Here is a 19168-nt window from a genome sequence, read left to right on the forward strand (position 1 = left end):
TTTTTTACAATATCTTCACTCGGTGGTAAACCGATTCGATGCCCATCTTCATCCGGTATTTTGCAACGGTGCGCCGCGCAATGCCGATCCCCTTTTCGCCCAGCCGCTTCGCCAGCTCCACATCGGAAAGCGATACGTCGTCCGCGAGCATTTCGCGGATCAGGCGGCAGATGTGGTCGCTGCTCACCGTTTTGTTTTCCAAGGGAAAGCCCCTTGCAAAGAAATACTTGAGCGGGTATACGCCACTTTCGCACATCAGGTACTTCCCCGCCGCGGCCCGGCTCACCGTGGATACGTTCAGCCCTAAAACCTGCGCAATGTCGCAAAGGCGCATCGGCTTTAGGGGTTCACCCCGCAGGAAAAAGCTTTCCTGTGCCGAAACGACCGCTTCCGCGACCCGCCGCACCGTCGTCTTCCACAGTTCAAGCGAGCTTAGCATGCGGTTCGCTTCTTTATACCGTTCCCGTAAATATTCCCTGGTCTCCTCGTCCGCCTCTTCCAGCCTCCGGTATTCCGGGTTGAGCGACAGCTTTGGGAGCCTTTCCTCCTTCAGCTCGACGGCCAGCCTGCCTTCTTTGCATACCACGCCGATCTCCGGCCAGACATATTGCAGCGGTTCCCCGTCGTCCATACTGTTTATGGACGGATGCAGGGAACGCACCGTTTCACAATACTTTTGACATGCTTCCTCCGATATCCGGAGGATACGCGCGATCTCTTTTATTTTCCCCTGTGCCAACCTGCGCATATGATGGCGGACGATCTCGTAAGGATAACGCTCCTTGACCCCCCTGCGCGCAAGCTGCAATACCAGGCATTCCTGTGTATTGCGCGCACCGACCCCCGCAGGTTCCAGTGCCTGTACGGTTGCCAGCGCTTCTTGTGCCTGCTTGTGGGATATCTGTAAAAAATCCGCCAGTTCCCTCAGGCTCTCCGTGAAGTAACCTTTGGAATCGAGGCTTTCGATCACCGCCAGCGCGGCCTGTTTTTCCCGCCGTCCAAGCTTTCCTGTCCCGAGCTGCCTTTTCAGGTCGTCTTTTAACGACGTCCTGCCGGCAATGTCCCGCCCTGGCGCTTCCCTCGAATCCATACCGACCGCGCGTCCGCCCCGCGCCAGGCGGAATAGTTCGCCCGCCAGCGGCTGCCGTGCTTCCGCAAGCTCCAGCACAGGGTTTTCCGTCGCCCTTTGCTTCAGATAGTCGTTCAATTCCAGCGCATTCATTTTCAGCAAAAAAAGCGCCTGCTGCAGCTGCTGGCCCAAAACCTGGGCCTGTACCTGTTTTTGTTCGATCCCTATCTGAACCATATCGTCCTGCTTTTCGATAAACCTGCGATGGAGCCAAAGATCGGCTCCATCGCAGGTTTACTGTTTGTGGTTACGCCCAGATTTCCTCGTCCGTCGGGATCTTTTTGTCCTTGTTGTAAAGGCCGATCTGCGAAACGTTGATCAGGTGCGTGTAGTTTAAGTTTTCCGAAATACTGTTGTTTCCCCAGCTTCCGCACCCAAGCGTCGTCGTCGGGGAGAAACCGTTCGTGAGCGCGCCGCCCGCCGTTGTGGAGGAAGGCTGGTTCACGACGATACGGCTGACCGGCATATGCTCGCCGACCATGCGTACATGCTCCATGTCGCCAGAGTGGATCGAGCAGGTATGTCCCTTTCCTTCGTAATCCAGGTTCTCATAAGCGATATCCATCGCCTCTTCAAAGGTATCGTACGGGATCGCGATCATAAACGGGCACATTTTCTCTTTGCACAGCAGGTCTTTCCTGCCCACGCCGCGCGCCTTCAAAACGACTACCTTCGTTCCCTCCGGTACGCTGACGCCCGCAATGCCCGCAATCTTCTGTACGCTCTGCCCTACTACATCCTTGGAAATCACACCGCCGGGGAAGATCGTCTGTGCAAATTTCTCGACTTCGGAAGGATCGTCGATATAATAAGCGCCGTTCTTTTCAAACGCCTTGACCACTTTTTCATATTCGTCTTTGGGAACGATGATGCTCTGTTCGCCCGAACAGATGATGCCATTATCGAACTTGCGGCCGTCGATGATCATGCGGGCCGCTTCATCATAGTCGATGCCGCGGTCAATGATGACCTGTACGTTGCCGGGGCCAACACCCAGCGCCGGTTTGCCGCTCGAATAAGCGGATTTCACCATGCCCGCGCCGCCTGTCGCCACGACCACGTCCGCCGTCTTCATGACTTCCTGCGTCATGTCGAGCGACGGGTTTTCGATCGTCTGTACGAGGTCTTCCGGCAGGCCAAGCTTTTTGAGCTCCGCACGGAACAAGTCCACAACGTATTTATTGAGGTTGCTGGTACGCGGATGCGGCGCAATAACGATCGCGTTTTTCCCCTTCAGGGCAAACATCGCGTTGCACATCGGCGTTACCACCGGGTTCGTGACCGGGGTGACCGCGCCTACGACGCCTTTCGGCTTTGCGACCTTGATGATACCCGTTTCTTTGTTTTCATCGATGATGCCATAGGATTTTTTGCCTTTCAGGCTGTTCCAGATACATTTGGATTTCCCTTTGCACTTGGCAACCTTGTCCTCGTAAACGCCCATGCCGGACTCTTCGACCGCCATTTTCGCGAGCTCCTCCGCACGGTCATAAACGACCTGGCCGATCGCCTTTACCGCTGCGTCCACCTGTTCCTGGCTGGCATTTTTCTCATATTCTGCCTGCGCGATCCGCGCTTTTTCAAAAATTTCCGCCACATTTGCCATTTTTGTTCCATCCTCCTAAAATAAAATATATTAAAATGATATTTTTTTCACAAGTTTATCGTGTCTTATTATAGTAGTTTTTGAAAAAATTGCAATGTTATGTAACTAAAAAAATTGAAAAGGAACTTTTTTGCCTTAACCATGGGGTTCTATTTCAAAAAATAAAGCATTTGCTAAAAATGCTTCTTTCGCTGTATGGCGATCGCTAGAGGGCGCAAAAAACGATCGATCCGTTGTGCAGCCGGTTTCTTGCTTTTCCATCTTCAACAGAGATGGGGCACAATTCCCCAAAACTGTAAAAGCCGCTCAATTGGTATTGACCGGGAACCATTTCCCGTATGAGTTTTCCTTCGATGTCATAGTATGGATTCAAAATAAAATGGCGTGCCGCGCATGTAATGCACAGGATCACCGAATACTCGGCTCCGGACTTTGCAATTTTGGCAAACAGTTCATCGAGCCCTTTTTTGACCGTTTCCGCAATGGTTGCCTTGTGCAGGTTCGCCAGCGTCACCTTCGCCCCTTCCGGCACACTCGCAAAGGCAATCCCGCTGCCGTCTTCCCAGTCGATGCTTTCAATGATACGGACATAAGGCAGCCCGGTTTCCGCCTTTCCTTCCCCTGTTTCTATCAGCAAGGGATATTGCTGGAAAAATGCCCTGCTCTCTTTTTTATTGAATTCACGTATGTCCATTCCATAGCTCTTGACATATGCGGCAAACGGTTTCCCATCCACTTCATAGATCGTTGTCCCCTCCGCCCTGGTAATCGTTCCTTTAGGTCCGGATAACGTTTCTACCACATTCGCCATGGAAAAAACAGGTTTTATATTTCCTGAAATCAGCAGCGTGATCGCGCTGTTTGCACAATAACGCCCATTAAAGGCCATCGACTTTCCAGGCTTTCCATGGTTGGTGGGCACGCCGCCGATCATCGGCAGGTCGTCCGCCATTTTGGATAACTCGTCAAGATAGTGGTCAAAAATGATTTCCGTCCTGCAAGGCAGCAGGCAATATATGAGCGCGGGCTTTCGTGTTGCCTTGTCCTTGGCATTGCGGTATGATCCATAGATGCTGTTTACGAAATTTTGATCCGTAAGCCCTTGCGTAATATCTGCGTGGAATTCGCAATCGTCCGCAGTCAGCAGCGTCAATGCCGCCGCCATATCCAAATACCCGCTTTCGTTGCTTAGCGTGCCTATCGTCGAACAGCCAAGGATATCAACATGCAACGCTGCCTGCAACCGCCCGCACAGCTCCGCCCCCTCCATTTCATAATCATAAAACAGGATCCCCACGGTATTTTTCAGCAAAGGCGCTTGTGCTTCGATTTTCCCCAGCAATTCCCTTACGGCACAGTCCAGATCGATCTCATCAGTGGTTGCATAAATTGATTTCATAACGCGTTCCGTTCTCTTCTTTTTGTTTAAATGATTTTGCCGCCCGGCAGGAATGTACGCAGTATGTGGTTCAGTTCCTTTATTTCCAGCGGTTTGCCCATATATCCGTCCATCCCTTTTTGCTCGAACGGCTCTTTGATATCTTCCGCCGTATTTGCCGTTAATGCAATAATAGGCACGTCCGCATACCAGCCTCCCAGGTTCCTGATCCGCATGGTCGTCTCACAGCCGTCCATATCCGGCATCATATGATCCATAAAAATAATATCATACCGCTTCTTTCGCACGAGCTCCAAAGCTTCCGCCCCGCTTAGCGCAGTATCGGCGCACATCCCGTATTGCCTCAGGATCTCTTGCGTGATCAGGCAATTCACCTCGATATCGTCCACAACAAGGGCGGAAACATCCCGTACCCTCATTTGCCGGAATGTGTCCTCTTCCCACCGTGTATGTCCCTTTTTGACTTTACCGTGATTAATTACATGTACCACGTCTGAAATGAGGAGCGGCTCTAGCAGGATATTGCTTTGATCCGTTTCACCCGCGTGGATATGGAACGTTTTTTTGACGATGACCTGTTTGGCGCCCGCGTCCGGAATTTTGTATGGGCAGTATTTATATTCTCTTTCCCAAAAGAACATGTGCGTATACCTATGTTCTTTCATATGCCGTACCAACCCTTCCCCCGTCCTTACAAGGTCGCACCGTACCTGTATTTGATTCAGGGTATTTGCCAGCATTTGCGCCGAAGTACTATTTCCAAAGACCAAGGCGCGTTTTGTTTGCGGCTCCTTTACGCGTACAATGGGCGTTTCATCCGCTATCTCCTGTTGCAGCGTAAATTCAAACGTGCTTCCTTTGCGGTAGGTACTGGAGACGGAAATAGCCCCGTTCATTTTTTGTGCGATCCCCTTACTGATCGCAAGCCCCAAGCCCGTTCCCTGTATTCCCCTGTTCTTGATTATGTCCAGTTGCGTAAAAGCTTCAAACAGATAGGGCATTTCCTCTTTTTTGATGCCGATCCCTGTATCCTGCACGGTAAATACCAGTTTTACCGCTTGCCTTTTTCTGGTTTGTCCTACGCGAAGTATGACATGTCCCCTCCTCGTGTATTTTACTGCGTTGGACAGGAGATTGATCAGTACTTGTTTGATGCGCAGGTCGTTGCCCATGAGCACACGGGGAAGCTGCGGGTCTATCTCTACCATAAATTCCAAATCTTTTTCCGCTGCTTTTAAAGCAATCAGGTTGATCACTTCGCTTAACATGTCGATCACACGGTACGGCTGCGAAACCGTTTCCAGTTTCTGGACATCGATTTTAGAAAAGTCCAGGATATCGTTTATGATATTCATCAGGGATTCCGAAGCCATCAGCAGGTTCCTTAAGTGTTCTTTCCTGTTGTCGTCTTTTTCCGATGCGTTCAGGAGATGCCCGATCGAAATAATGGCATTCATCGGCGTCCTGATTTCATGGCTCATATTGGCCAAAAAAATCGACTTCGAGCGTGCCGCGGCTTCCGCAGCTTCCTTTGCAAGGACTACTTCCGTGATATCCTGTACCATCAGTACCAGCCCCTGTACATTTCCTTCTTTGTCGATCGCCGGCGACAAAGTGGTCGATACGTGTACCGTATCGCCTCCCGGCAAATTGATCTTATCGCTGAAACGCGAAGAAACCGTATGGCTAAGCGCATTATGGATTTGCAGCATGATCCGGTTGACCCATTCCTTGTCCGGGATCAGCCTCAAGATCGTTTGGGCGGACATTCGTTTCAACTTCTGGGGATCGGAAAGCTTCATCCGTTTCATGATCAGCCTGTCCGTTCCCAAAACATAATTCATATCCTGATCCAAAACGGCAAGAATATGCGGAAAGGCATCCAGCAGAAGCTGGTTGTATGTATATTGCCTTTCTTTTTCAGCCATATCGAAATCCCGCAGCCGAAGGGTATTCTCATACATAGTATTGATACTGTATATATCGTTTTTCAGCCTGTTTACCCGGCGCCGCAATTTTTCCTGATCCAGCCTGCTTCTCTTCAGCTCCTGTTTTAGTTCCAGAAGCTGCTCCATCAATTCCTCCCTGGTTTGGACGGTCATATCCCGCACTCTCCTTTGGTCGCCGCTATATCCTGTCTTTGCCGGGCGCCTTGCTTTTCGGAAGTGTTTTCCATTTCCGGTATACTTGTGATTGGAAGTTCATGCCAATATGATATTATTTGTTTAAACCTTCTTCATATCTGCTATCTATATGATAACGAATAAGGGTTCGATTTCCTGCCCACATTTTAATAGTCTGTAGCTATTCAATGGATTGTACTGAATTTTGGAGTATACTTTTTTATAAAGGAGCGTACCAATGTTTGGAATTTCTAATATGATATTGCTCAAAAACAATATTCTGGATATATTGGAGCATACCGACGGATATTTATCCACCACAGAGCTTACCCGGCAAATCGGTTCTGCCAGCCTCGCCACGGTAAAAAAGGCATGTACCCGGTTAAAAGCGACCATTGATTCCGTCTATACGCAAAAGGAAGTTACTTTGGACGTCAACAGGCATTATGGGATTCGGTTGTCCAGGCATACTGTGACGGTGCAGGATATTATGCAGCATATTTTCTCAACCGATTTGGCATATCAAATATTATGGACTGTTTTGCTGGAACGGGAGTGCTCAACAACGGATTTTTGCAATTTACATTATATCAGCGAATCACAGCTGCGAAGGAAGGTCCGCACCATCAATTCCTTTTTGGCGAATTACGATCTTAAGATCTCCCTTTACAGCAAAATCAAGATCAACGGGAAGGAACGGAAAATAAGGGCGTTTCACTTCATATTCCTGCTCTTTTTCCATCGGCAGCTATCAAAGATCCCATATCTGAAAAATGATTCCTCCTACCTCGCAAAAGCCGAAAAGGTTGCCCGGTATTTAATGCTCGGAACCGGCAATAACCAAACGGGAATACTCGGCCTTTGGATTTTTGTTATCCAAAACGCAATCGAGAAAAACAAAACGCTCGTATTGTCCACGCTGGAAGAAAACATCCTGAAAAATGTTGAGATCAAGGACATCCCCGATTGTTTATCCGGCTGGTCTTATCTGGATTGGATTTACCTTGTATTTTCGGTCTATTCCTCTGATTTTTATAAATTGGATTTATCCGTTCATATGAACAACGTGCACCAAACGATACGGCCCGGCAATACCCTTATTTGGATCGAGTTGTTTGAAAAATATTTTACCAAACTGGATAAGCGGCAAATACAGTTTATCTATGAAAAATTCTTTAAATTTTTTATTTCAGAGACTTTGTTCGTTCCCGACGAGGCTATTATATCGGTATTTAGGGGCGTTGATTTCGGTACGCTCCAAAATCAATACCCCAAATATTTGGATATTTATGAATCGTTCTGGAAGGAATATTGCAGCCGCGCGGATAAATTCACTTCCGAATTTTTTAAAATAGATAGCTTGATGACTTGCATATATCTTGCCCCCTTTTGCCATTATTTCCCTGAAATAAATGTTTTTATTGTTTCAGATATGACGGCGATGTATACAAAGTATATCGAGGAATATATCAAAACCCATTTTTCCAACCGATATATGTTGCATTTTATCGATTCCATCGACAAAGCCGATGTCATTATCGGTACGATCGATTTATCGGATCATGATTGGAATAAAACTCCCTTATTTGTAAAGATTAATTTGAGGATATCCCTGCATGACCTTGCGAACATAGAAAAAGCCATCAAGGCGCATCTGTCGAATAAAAAGCAATAGAAAAACCGGCGCTATCAGCAGCGCCGGTTTTCGTATGTTGTTCGATCCTTTGTCCGTTACTTTCTTTTCTGCTGGTATTTCATTCTAACCAACAATCCCGCAAGGATCGCAGTCCCTGCAATCGCGATCCACACATAAGTCCACAGGTCAGCCGCGTCCCCTGTTTTCGGCGTGTCCGTTGCGGAGGTCGCCGACGACCCTGCAACGGCGTTCCACCTGGCATACAAGGTCATATTTCCATTTACGACGCCAGATGCAAAATCCCATTTCTGTGTTGCCGCTTCATCCGTGAACCATCCATCAAACGTATAGCCCTCACGCGTAGGATCTGCCGGCGCATTGATCGTGCTGCCAGCGGGAATATTCGTGATCGGCGCGACCGCACTGCCACCGCGCGAATCAAACGTTACCGTGTAAGTCACCACCGGGGCAGGATTTTCCAGCCACCCCGCATACAGCGTCATATTGCCGTTGACTGCCGTTGTAAAATCCCACGGCTGCGTTGCCGCCGCATCCATGAACCATCCGGTGAACGTATACCCTTCCCTTACCGGGTCGGACGGCCGCGCCACCGCATCACCGGCGGTCACCAGGGCAGGCCCTATTGCGCTGCCTCCCTGTGTGTCAAAGGTCACCACATACTCGATCGCGATCCCTACATAGTTGATATCAAAGTTGTTGTATGCGTAGGTAAAAGGCTGGGTCAGTTGCGTTGTAAATACCTTCGTCGCATACAGCGCCTTGTCCTCTTCTTTGATCAGGTAAGCGCGCGAAGCGCTGTTGCCTGCAAACACCGCGCCGGAATTGACCGTGATATTGGCAAGGGTTCCATAGATCCCGCCGCCGTCCACCAACGCTGTATTACCGGTGATAAAGCCCCGGTTGAAGTCAATATCCCCAAACGTGCTTATCCCGCCGCCGTTTGCCGCCGTATTGCCGCTGATCGTTCCATTGTTGATCTCTATCCAGTCGTCCGCGTAGATCCCGCCGCCGTTGCCATCCGCGGTATTGCCGCTGACCAGCCCGCTTTCTACCGTAATCCTGACTACAAACAGCCCGCCGCCGTCCACCAGCGCTGTGTTACCGGAGATCGTGCTCCCCATTACATAGGCGATCGGCCCATAGAAGCCGCCGCCGTCCTGCCGCGCCGTATTATCGCTGATCGTGCCTCCCCGCAGGAATGCGTTCGGGGCCGCTGTATAGATCCCGCCGCCGTTCGCGCCGGCCGTGTTACCACTGACCGTGCCGTCTTGGAGGCTGAAATTACTTGCCGCATAAATCCCGCCGCCATGGCCGGACGTTGCGGTGTTCCCTGTCAGGGCTCCGCCCGATACGACGATACCGCCATACGCGTAGATGCCGCCGCCATTGTCTGCGGCCGTATTCCCGTTGATTTCCGTGCCCACATAATCCGTAGCACCGTTCACATAAAGTCCGCCGCCTGTTGTAGCCTTGTTGGCCGAAATCACACCGGCGTTCAACTGCGCCTCGCCGGATACGTCCGCACCGCCGCCGGTCGCCGCCGTATTGCCATGGATCGTGCCGCCGTTGATTTCAAAATCCTGTTCCGTATGGATGCCGCCGCCGTTATCGCCGGCTGTGTTGCCGCTGATCTCTCCATCTTCCAGCGTAGCACTGACCGCAAATAATCCGCCGCCTGTTTCTACCGCTTGATTGCCAGTTATCGTGCCTCCCAGGATATGAACAGTTGCTCCGTAAAATCCCGCGCCGTCGGTCGCCGTGTTGTTGCTGACCGTGCCGCCGCGCAAGAACGCGTTTGGCGCAGGCGTGTAGGTTCCGCCGCCTTTATCCGCATTGTTTGCGTTGATCGTCCCGCTTACCAGGGTGAAAGTGCCGGCCGAATAGATGCCGCCGCCATTGCCTGTCGCTGTATTCGAGCTGATGGCGCCGCCTGCTACATAAACAGCCCCGTTTCCATAAGCGCCGCCGCCATTGCCCGCTGTTGCCTTATTCCCCGTCAGGGTCGAACCATTCAAAGTGATGCCGCCCGCCGCGTAGACGCCCCCGCCTTGCGCAGCCTGGCAATTTTTGAGCACCGCTCCATTCAGCGTAACCGCTCCCAGCGCGTTGATCCCGCCGCCGTCCGCGGGTGCGTTACCCACAAGCTCCACACCCTCGAATGTCAGCGCAACGCCCGCCGCGGCGTCGATATGGCGGATGTTTCCCCCAACAGTTAATTGAACCGTACCTCCCGTTGAGCGGAACGTCAGGTTTTTATCTACCGTCAGGGGCGTTCCCGTAAGCTCGATATTGCCCGATATCTCTACCACTCCGCCGGGAGCGGCGTTTGCGATGTCGCTGCGCAGCGTTGCTTCGTCGCCTGCCGCCAAAGGAGCGGCCAAAAGCTCTTCCTCTGCCGGGAGTTCCTCCTGTGCCGGCATAACCATGCCGTTACTTTCGGCCGGGGGTTCCTGTGCCGGTTTCGCAGGCTGCCCGGGAACCTCTGCAGATGCGGAGGGTTCAGCTTCTTCCTTGCTCCCGCCTGCTTCACTTTCAGGAACACCCGCTTCCGGCTTTTCATCGTCCTGCAGCGCATTTTCACCAGGTACTTCCGTTTCTATATCGTTCCCATCCGGTATTATCTCTGGATTTGAAAAAACATCCGTCGCTAAAGCCTGGCTGTCGCTCTCATTTGTTGTATATATCTCCTGGGCAGAAGCGAAGCTGAATACTCCGACGACTAAAGCCACAGTGAGTAAAATACTGATCATTCTCTTTTTTTCATGACTTCTCCTTTATTTTTTGGCTTCTTTATTTTTAAATATTTTATTTGCTAATAAGCCTTATATACTTATAAACATTATTTACTCTTTTTTGCGTCCTCTTTTTGTAAGTCTGTTGTTTTCCTTTTTGTTGCCGCAGGTTTTTCCCATATGGATCAGGGCGGCGATCAAGAGCGCGGCTAAAATGAGGCAGCCCCAGAATTTAGCGGTATCCATCGCTGCGATAAGAGATTGCGAATGCACTACGTTTTCCGTCAGCGTGAAGAACGCGCCCGTCGGCAGCTGGTAGGATTGGAATATGGCCAGGATCAGTGCGGCAATGACAAACTGGTATGTGATACTGCCGATGTCCTGCAGCGAATATTTGCTCACCAGCCGCCTTTCATACGGAATCGCCTCCGTTTCATAAAACTTCCTGTCCAGCCAGGAGCTCGTCCCGCTGAAGAAAAAGCTGACCAGGAAAACGCTGGCCGGAAAAAGGAAAGGGGTCATCATGAGCGTCAGGCTGGCGCACAGCCCCACAACCTGCACCACGATGGGCGGGGTGTTTTTGAACAACCGCTGTACCTTCCCGGAAAATGCCATCGCTGCCCCCATCCCCAGTACGAAGGGGATATATACCTGCGCTGTCGCCGCATTGATCCCGTAAAGCGCGCCGATGTAAAACGACCCGAAGATGAACAGGAAGTTTCCGCACATCCCGTTTGCCAGCGATATGATATTGAGCCACAACGGCAGCTTCGCCCGTTTCCTTTTCAGGAAAACAATGAGGATCGCGATCCAAAAAGCGACGGAAAAACAGATGGCGACCAGGTCGAGCCGCTTTGCGTCCATCGTCCTGCGCGCAATGCGCAAGGCTGCCAGCAAAGCAAAGAAGATGATAAAGACCGCCGCACCTTTCAGCGAAACGGTGGTATCCCTGAGGTGTACAAACTTGAATTGGTATTCCGGGTCACGGGAAGTCGAATAAATCGCCATGGCAAACAGCACCAGGTACAGCAGCATCACAGCAAACGTCTGTATTTTGCCCGGCAGCGCCATCAGCGCCAGCAGGAATACCACCACAAATGCGAGCGGCAACATCTTGCCCTTCTTCTTTTCCGCCGGGCCGCCCGCAGCTTTCTCTTCGCGCTTATGGAAATTCAGCGTCGTAAAGACCGGCTTAATAAAGGCGGTCGCAAGCCCCATCAGGATCGCGGAAAGGATGAAAAGCGGAAAATACAGCGTACCAAGCATGCCGAACAGCGCTCCTGCAAGCCCCAGCACGAATGAAAACATCAGTATGGAATAGCTTCCCGCACCGGTTTTGATGCTGTGCAGCAAAAATACTCCCGTCATACGCAGCGTATAAAATATCACCAACGGAAGTATGCTCTCCAGGTTTGTCCCGTCGACCAGCCGCAGGAACAACAAATAGGGAATGGCGATCAGGGAACTATTGAGCAGGAACGACGACGCTCCGGTTACCGTTTGGAAAAAAGACCGTATTTTTGCCATAACATTTTCCTTCCCGCTTGAATATGAGCCATTACTAAACACATCGGCATACTTTCTAACCTCCGGCGCAAATTATTTTCCATGCGTTTTGTAACTAAAAAAAGCCCGCCGCCGATAACGATGCTTTCTTAGTTAGTTAAGGTATTCTAAAGGGCATATCGCGTGCAAACTTTTTTCTTTCAGTGTATAATGTATATTTGTAAAAGTTACGGATACCTGTTTTAACAATGGAGGGGCAGTATGAACGAGAGAATCAAGTGTGAAAAATATCTTAGCAAGGTAATGAGCGCGCAGGACGCTGCCAAGCTCATCTATCCGGGTGCGACGATCGGCATGAGCGGCTTTACACCCGCCGGGCACGCCAAAGCCGTCCCGCTTGCGATCGCAAAACGCGTCGAGGAAACGGGCGAAAAGCTTAACCTTACCGTCATGACGGGCGCTTCCGTAGGTGACGAGATCGACGGCGCGCTGGTACGGGCGGGCGCCATGAAACGCCGTACCCCCTACCAGACGAATTCAACGGTGCGCAACGCGATCAACGCGGGCGAGGTGGACTATTTCGACGTACATCTGAGCCAGATGGCCGTATGGGCAAAAAACGGCTTTTTCGGTGAGATCGATTTTGCCATCGTGGAGATCGTCGGCATTGACGAGGAAGGCCACCTGATCCCTTCGACGTCCATCGGTATGGCCAACACCTATATCGATTGTGCAAAGCATGTTATTTTGGAAATCAACACTTCGCAGCCGGAGTCCTTGAAGGGCATCCATGACGTATATACGGTGGAGCGCGTACCAAATTCCCAGCCGATCCCCATCGTCCATCCGGAAGACCGTATCGGTACGGAATATTATCCCTGCGATTTCGATAAGATCGCGGCGATCGTGTTCACGGATATCCCCGACCACGGCCGCGCCGTGCCGCCTGTGGACGAAACATCCCAGAAGATCGCGGACAATATCATCGAGATCATCACCAAAGAAACGCAGGCCGGGCGGCTGAGCGTGCCGCTTCCCCCGCTGCAATCAGGCGTGGGCGGCGTGGCAAACGCGGTGCTCGCCGGGCTTAAAAAATCCGATTTCACCGACCTGAAGGTCTATTCGGAAGTGTTGCAGGACGCGGTTTTTGACCTGATCGACGCAGGCAAGATCGCCTTTGCCTCCGGTACTTCGCTCACAGTCTCTCCCGATTTTGAGGAACAGTACCACGCGAATTTTGAAAATTACCGCGGGAAGATCATGCTCCGCCCGCAGGAGATCAGCAACCATCCCGAAGTGATCCGCCGCCTTGGTATTATCGCTATGAACACGGCCATCGAGGTGGATATTTACGGCAACACAAATTCTTCGCACATCAACGGCACGCGTATCATGAACGGGATCGGCGGCAGCGGCGACTTTGCCCAGAATGCCGGGCTTTCCATCTTCATGACGCCGTCCACCGCGAAAAACGGCGCGCTGTCGTGTATCGTTCCCTTCGTGACGCACGTAGACCATACCGAGCACGATATACATTTCCTGGTGACGGAATACGGGTATGCCGACCTGCGGTGCCTAACGCCCCGCCAGCGTGCGCACGCGATCATCGAAAACTGCGCCCATCCGGACTTCCGCCCCATGCTGCGCGAATATGTAAATCGCAGCTGCAAAGAGTGCGCGGCCCAGCAAACGCCGCACATTTTAAAAGACGTATTCAAGGATAAATAAGCAAAACAAAAACCGGCGCCCATGGGCGCCGGTTTTTTTATTCCCTATGCGAACAACCCCGGATTATACTGGTAAAGCGAGCATGGCCGCCCTCCCGTACTGTAATTCATTTTCTGGGTCAGTTCGTTGTTCTCGTGCAGGTATTGCAGGTATCTTTGTACCGTGATGCGTGAAAGCTTGACCGTCCCTACGATGTCCTCGCAGGAAAAACGCGCTTTGGGACTTGCGTTGAACACCGCGCGGATCATGTTGAGCGTTTTTCGCTGCAATCCCTTTGGCAGCGTAAGACCGCCGCAGCCCCCGTACAGGTAATTGTCCACGACCTTTTGTGAAAGCGGCCCGCTTTTGCCGCGCAGGGCCGCCCGGTGCAAAAAGCGTTCGACCGCCTGGTTGAAACGATCCGTATCCAGCGGATCGACCAAGCAATCAAGGACGCCGAGCCTAAGCACCGCCTTGAGCGTTTCACAATCGCCCCTCGCGATATAGGCGATCATTTCCGTACGCACGCCGCAAAGACGGATCTGGCGCATTAGGGAAAGGCCCGCCGCCGGATCCGTGCACGCGTCCACAACGAGCAGGTCTACCGGGTCGCTCAACAGCTCCCCGGCGTCCATTCCTTCATAAAGCGGCAGTATCCGTATCGCAAACCGGCCGTCGCCCACGTTTGCATCCGCATAGCGCCCAAACCGGCCGAATTCACTTTTCAGCACCGTCATCCGATACATATCAAACCCTCTCCCAATCAATAGAGCCTGCTGTAAATCTCGTATACCTTATCCCTTGAAAGCTCGACATAGTTATTCGCCATCAGCCGCCCCTGCTTTTCCATGACGTTGTCCGTGAACGTATCGAGTTCTTCCTGCTTCACGCCATATTCATGCAGCGGCTTGCACTGGATGATCTGGTTTAAGAGCTTCTCCATTTCGTCGTAAACCACATCTTCGCCGCAGCCGAGGATATCCGCGATAAATTTGTTTAATTTTTTGATCTTCCCGTTGGGATCGATCTCCATATATGCCTTGAATATGCCGATCAGCAAAGCGTAATTCGCTTCCCCGTGCGGGACATGGTAGGTACCGCCCAGCGGATAGCTCATCGCGTGCACGGCAGCGCAGCCTGCGTTGCCAAAGGCGATGCCCGCATAGTTGCTGGCGATCAGGAAGTCTTTCAAGAGCGGAATGCGCGCCTCCTGTCCGTTTTTCGCGATCTCCTGGTATCCTTTGAGGATCATTTCGATCGCCTTGTAGCCAAACATCTCCGTGTACGGCGTCGCTTTGGGCGAAAGGCTGGACTCAAGCGCATGGATGAGCGCATCGATCGAACTTGTCGCAAAGAACTTGAAGGGCAGCCCCTTCAAAAGCTCCGGGATGAGCACCGCGCTGTCCGCGTACATCTCGTCCACCGCAAGACCGAGTTTTGTGTGGCGGCTTTTGAGTTCGAGGATCGCGATGTTCGTGACCTCGCTGCCCGTACCGCATGTCGTCGGCACCAGGATCAATTCTTTATCCTTGGCGATTTCTACTTTCCTGTCGTAAAGGTCGAGGATCGGGCTCACGTTTTTCAGCGCGAATATCTTGGAGATATCGATGATCGTGCCGCCGCCGATCGCAATGATCCGCTTATAGTCGCCCTTCATATCGGCATACATCGCTTCCGCCATTTCGTCGGACGGTTCGCCCGCACCGTACTTTTCCTGGTACAGCACGTCGGCCTTTACGCCCAAATCCGTGAAATAGGGATTGTAGATATATTCGTTTGTGATGATAAGGTCTCCCTCACCGATCCCAAATTCCTCGCAGAATTCCTTGCAGGTATCAAACGAGAAAATTTCCGGTTTAATTGCCAGTTCTTTCATAATTTTTTCCCTTCCTTAGTCCTGGTCCTCATATTTACAGCAAAACTTCTTCTCGAAAAACTCGATGAGCTGTGGACGGAAATCCGGATGCGCGATCCGAATAAGGCGCACTGCGCGCTCACGCAGCGTGATGCCCCGCAGGTCGGCAACGCCGTATTCCGTGACGACAAACTGTACGTCATAGCGCGAAGTGGTCACTGCCGCGCCTTCATCGATGATGCTGACAATCTTGGAAACCTTGCCCTTGGCCGCCGTCGAAGGCATTGCCATGATGCTCCTGCCGTTTTTGCTCATCGCTGCGCCGCGTACAAAATCCACCTGCCCGCCGACACCGCTGATCTGCTTATGCCCAACGGAGGTCGAGACCACCTGCCCCATCAAATCTACCTGCACGCAGGAATTGATGGATACCATGTTATCGTTCTGCGCGATCACCAGCGGGTCGTTGACATAATCCACCGGGTAGATACCTACCGCCGGGTTGTCGTTAAGGTAATCGTAAAGCCTGCGCGTGCCCATGGCAAAAGTCAGGATGCTCTTGCCGGTATGCAGCGTTTTCTTCTTGTTTGTGATAACGCCCGCTTCCACCAGCTCCACCACGCCGTCCGAGATCATCTCGCTGTGGATACCGAGATCCTTTTTGTCCTTCAGGAACAAAAGCACTGCGTCCGGGATCGCGCCGATTCCCAGCTGCAGGCAGTCTCCGTCGTTGATGAGCGACGCGCAATTCCGGCCGATCTCGCGTTCCACATCCGTGATCTTCGGGTTGGGCAGCTCAAGTACCGGTTCGTCAAACTCCACGAAATCAGAAATTTCGGAAACGTGCACGAAGGAATCCCCGTGGATACGCGGCATGTACTTATTGACCTGCGCGATCACGACCGGCGCCTGCTTGACCGCTTCCATCGTATAGTCCACGGAAATACCCAGGCTCACATAACCGTGCCTATCCGGCGGCGTCACCGTCACCAGCGCCACGTCGGGCTTACAGCCCCCGCGAAGAAGCTCCGGTTCCTTTGAAAAATAAACGGGCGTGATGTCCGCGCGCCCTTCCGCGCAGGCCGCACGCGTCGTCCCGCCAAGGAAAAAGGCGTTGTGACGAAAATGCTTTTCCATGCCCGGCGCGCAATAAGCGGATTTGCCCATCGAAACCATGTGGATGATCTCCACATTTTCATAAGCATCCGCATTCGCTACCATCGCGTCCGTCACATGCACCGGCTCACCCGTCGCATGCGCGATCACGACGCGGTCGCCGGATTTGATCTTTTTCACCGCCTGCTCCGCGCTCGTAACTCTCGACTGATATATTTCCTTCCAATCCATCGGCTGTATCTCCCCTCATCGTTCAATCAGTTTTTTGGTTTATTTCCTTATCAATCCGGTCAAGCTCCCCTTTCAGGGGGGCATAACCGCTTTCTTCCGTCAGGATCATTTTGCCGTAGCGGCCTTCGATCGTATCGTGCAGGGCGCATGCGCTCGTGCATCCGCAGATAATGACCGCAAAATCAATCTCTCCCGTTCCGGCCGTAACGATACGGCTTTCCGGGAAATCCCTCTTTAAATTCCGCGCGATTTCCGTACGTTCGTAACGCTGGTTGCAGCCTCCGCAATATTTGATCCCTATCGTCATTGCTTTTCCCGCTGCGCCCTTCTCTGTGCTAAAATACTGCGCGCCAGGTCAAGGGTCTCATCGCTGACGCCCGTCACAAGTACCACGTCCGTTACTTCAGGAATTTCTTCCCTGACCGCCTCCGCGACAGTCGATTCCAAGGTCAGGGAAGCAGAGGGGCAGTTGCTGCATTTGCCCAAAAACCGCACTTTAAGCACGCCATCCTCGAAATCGACGACTTCGATATCGCCCTGGTGCTCGCCCAGGGTCGGGCGCACACGCTCATGTAATACCCGTTCGATTTTTTTAAGCAATTCCTGCTGCATCCCCCTGCCCGTCCTTTCCCTTATCTCTCTTTACTCTTTGATATGCGCGATCGTTTTAGCCAGTTCCTTCTTCATTGCGAGGTTGCCCTGGCGCGCGATCATGATGCGCTGTGCCTGCGGGCTGCCCGCGCCGTGCATGGATTCCGTACGGTAACCGACGGCTGCCGTGCCCAAGGCCAGGTTTTCGATCAAACGCAGGATGCGCAGGCGGTTTTCCGTCGAAACGCTGTCTACGCCCTTTAAGTACTTCTCAACATATTTGCCCAGCTTCGGGTCGCGGAAATCCTTTTCGGAAGGAGCCGTAACCATGATGCCTCCGGCGATGTCCTCCGCAAGGCGCACGATCTCGTACGGGAAACGCGTTACGTTCTGCTTGCATACGTTTGCCAGCAGAAGGTCGATCATATAGTTGCCCGACTCCGTCTGGCTGCCCTCCGCCGAGCAGGCGATGCCGCATGCGTACAGCGTTTCGTTCAGGTGCGTCATTTCAATGAGCTTATCTTTGATGTGCGAAGCCTTGGCAGCGCCGTTATAGTCGGCAGCAACCGCAGCCGCACCGATCAGCACGTCGCCCACGCCGACCTTGCAGCCGCCATAGCTCTGGCGGTGATAGCCTGCAAAACGCTCTACCAGCATACCGGCGAATTCCGTTTCCCCATTGAGGAAGATACGGTCGTTGGGTACGAACACATCGTCAAAGATCGTCAGCGCTTCCACGCCGCCGAATTCTGCGTTTCCTACATCCAGCTCGCTTCCTTCCAGCTTACGCGTATCGCACGACTGGCGTCCGATGATCATGAACAGGCCGGGGGCGTCCAGCGGAACCGCGAAGGAGACCGCGTAGTCCTTGTCCTCTTCGCGCATCGCGACCGTCGGCATGACGATCACTTCGTGCGAGTTGAGCATACCCGTCTGGTGTGCCTTTGCACCGCGTACGACGATCCCATCCGGCCGCCTTTCCACCACGCGCAGGTACATATCCGGATCTGCCTGTGCGTGCGGCGCTAAGGAACGGTCGCCTTTGGGGTCTGTCATCGCGCCGTCGATCGTCAGGTCGTTATCCTGGCAATACTTCATGAATTTAACAAAATTCTCATGGTAATTCGTGCCGCAAGCCTTGTCCGTTTCATAGGTCGTGCTGTATACGGCGTTGAACGCGTCCATACCAACGCAGCGTTGGAAGCAGGCGGCTGTTTTCTGTCCGAGCAGCCTCTGCATTTTTACTTTTTTGATCAGGTCGTCCGTATTCCTGTGGATGTTCGTGAAGCGGTTGATCTTACGCCCGTCTTCCAGCGTCACCGTCATCAGGTCTTCATATTCCGGCATCTGCGCCAGGTCATATGTCATGCGTACCGAATTGAGCGAAGGACGGAGGATCGGATCGTCAACGGGGCTATCGATCTTTTTCCCAAACATGTAAACTTCCATATTGATTTTGCGAATACTTTCAATGTATTCTTCGCCAGTCATAAGTGCCATAATTCTGTTTCCTTTC

The 19168-nt window shown here is 52.2% G+C and carries 14 protein-coding genes; 2 read left to right on the forward strand and 12 right to left on the reverse strand.

Annotated elements, in window-relative coordinates:
• Positions 1–4: 4 nt before the first annotated feature.
• From rpoN to BN6471_RS10520, 4 genes are all read right to left on the reverse strand, one after another.
• On the reverse strand, positions 5–1306 hold the full coding sequence (rpoN, locus tag BN6471_RS10505) for an RNA polymerase factor sigma-54 (protein ID WP_066648698.1): 1302 nt from the start codon (positions 1304–1306) through the stop codon (positions 5–7).
• A gap of 70 nt (positions 1307–1376) precedes the next feature.
• Positions 1377–2735, reverse strand: a complete 1359-nt coding sequence (locus BN6471_RS10510; RefSeq protein WP_066648705.1) for an aldehyde dehydrogenase family protein — start codon at positions 2733–2735, stop codon at positions 1377–1379.
• A gap of 205 nt (positions 2736–2940) precedes the next feature.
• Positions 2941–4134 carry an FIST C-terminal domain-containing protein gene (locus BN6471_RS10515; RefSeq protein WP_066648708.1) on the reverse strand — a complete coding sequence of 398 codons (1194 nt, stop codon included), beginning with the start codon at positions 4132–4134 and terminating at the stop codon, positions 2941–2943.
• Positions 4135–4160: 26 nt separating this feature from the next.
• Positions 4161–6236: an ATP-binding protein gene (locus BN6471_RS10520; protein WP_066648711.1), complete on the reverse strand. Its 2076-nt coding sequence runs from the start codon at positions 6234–6236 to the stop codon at positions 4161–4163.
• Between the two features lie 259 nt (positions 6237–6495).
• Here BN6471_RS10520 and BN6471_RS10525 point away from each other — a divergent pair, with 259 nt between their 5' ends.
• Positions 6496–7932 carry a helix-turn-helix domain-containing protein gene (locus tag BN6471_RS10525; protein ID WP_066648715.1) on the forward strand — a complete coding sequence of 479 codons (1437 nt, stop codon included), beginning with the start codon at positions 6496–6498 and terminating at the stop codon, positions 7930–7932.
• Positions 7933–7988: 56 nt separating this feature from the next.
• Here BN6471_RS10525 and BN6471_RS10530 read toward each other — a convergent pair whose 3' ends face one another.
• Both BN6471_RS10530 and BN6471_RS10535 read right to left on the reverse strand, forming a co-directional pair.
• A complete protein-coding gene (locus tag BN6471_RS10530; RefSeq protein ID WP_066648721.1) occupies positions 7989–10664 on the reverse strand; it encodes an InlB B-repeat-containing protein in 2676 nt (891 codons plus the stop codon).
• A 93-nt stretch (positions 10665–10757) separates the two neighbouring features.
• Complete coding sequence (locus BN6471_RS10535) at positions 10758–12173, reverse strand: hypothetical protein (RefSeq protein ID WP_066648724.1); 1416 nt, start codon at positions 12171–12173, stop codon at positions 10758–10760.
• 240 nt (positions 12174–12413) lie between these two features.
• On the opposite strand from BN6471_RS10535, the gene BN6471_RS10540 reads away from it, so the two are divergent.
• Positions 12414–13880 (forward strand): succinate CoA transferase, encoded by a 1467-nt coding sequence (locus BN6471_RS10540; RefSeq protein WP_066648727.1) that lies wholly within the window; start codon positions 12414–12416, stop codon positions 13878–13880.
• 44 nt (positions 13881–13924) lie between these two features.
• Here the strand turns inward: BN6471_RS10540 and BN6471_RS10545 are convergent, their stop codons facing one another.
• Genes BN6471_RS10545 through BN6471_RS10570 form a run of 6 tightly spaced genes read right to left on the reverse strand, consistent with a single transcriptional unit; the run spans position 13925 to position 19152 of the window.
• The gene (locus tag BN6471_RS10545) at positions 13925–14605 is read right to left on the reverse strand and encodes a response regulator (protein WP_066648730.1); all 681 of its coding nucleotides are present in this window, start codon (positions 14603–14605) and stop codon (positions 13925–13927) included.
• A 17-nt stretch (positions 14606–14622) separates the two neighbouring features.
• Complete coding sequence (locus BN6471_RS10550) at positions 14623–15735, reverse strand: 4-hydroxybutyrate dehydrogenase (RefSeq protein WP_066648735.1); 1113 nt, start codon at positions 15733–15735, stop codon at positions 14623–14625.
• A gap of 15 nt (positions 15736–15750) precedes the next feature.
• A complete protein-coding gene (locus BN6471_RS10555) occupies positions 15751–17061 on the reverse strand; it encodes an acetyl-CoA hydrolase/transferase family protein (protein ID WP_066648738.1) in 1311 nt (436 codons plus the stop codon).
• A 22-nt stretch (positions 17062–17083) separates the two neighbouring features.
• Positions 17084–17368, reverse strand: a complete 285-nt coding sequence (locus BN6471_RS10560) for a hypothetical protein (protein WP_066648742.1) — start codon at positions 17366–17368, stop codon at positions 17084–17086.
• A complete protein-coding gene (locus BN6471_RS10565) occupies positions 17365–17673 on the reverse strand; it encodes a NifU family protein (RefSeq protein WP_066648745.1) in 309 nt (102 codons plus the stop codon). Before BN6471_RS10565 ends, BN6471_RS10560 begins: the two co-directional genes overlap by 4 nt.
• A 30-nt stretch (positions 17674–17703) precedes the next feature.
• Positions 17704–19152, reverse strand: coding sequence for a 4-hydroxyphenylacetate 3-hydroxylase family protein (locus BN6471_RS10570; protein WP_066648748.1), 1449 nt, complete (start codon positions 19150–19152; stop codon positions 17704–17706).
• Between the last annotated feature and the right edge of the window lie 16 nt (positions 19153–19168).

Source organism: Christensenella timonensis, from assembly GCF_900087015.1.
Lineage (GTDB): Bacteria > Bacillota > Clostridia > Christensenellales > Christensenellaceae > Christensenella > Christensenella timonensis.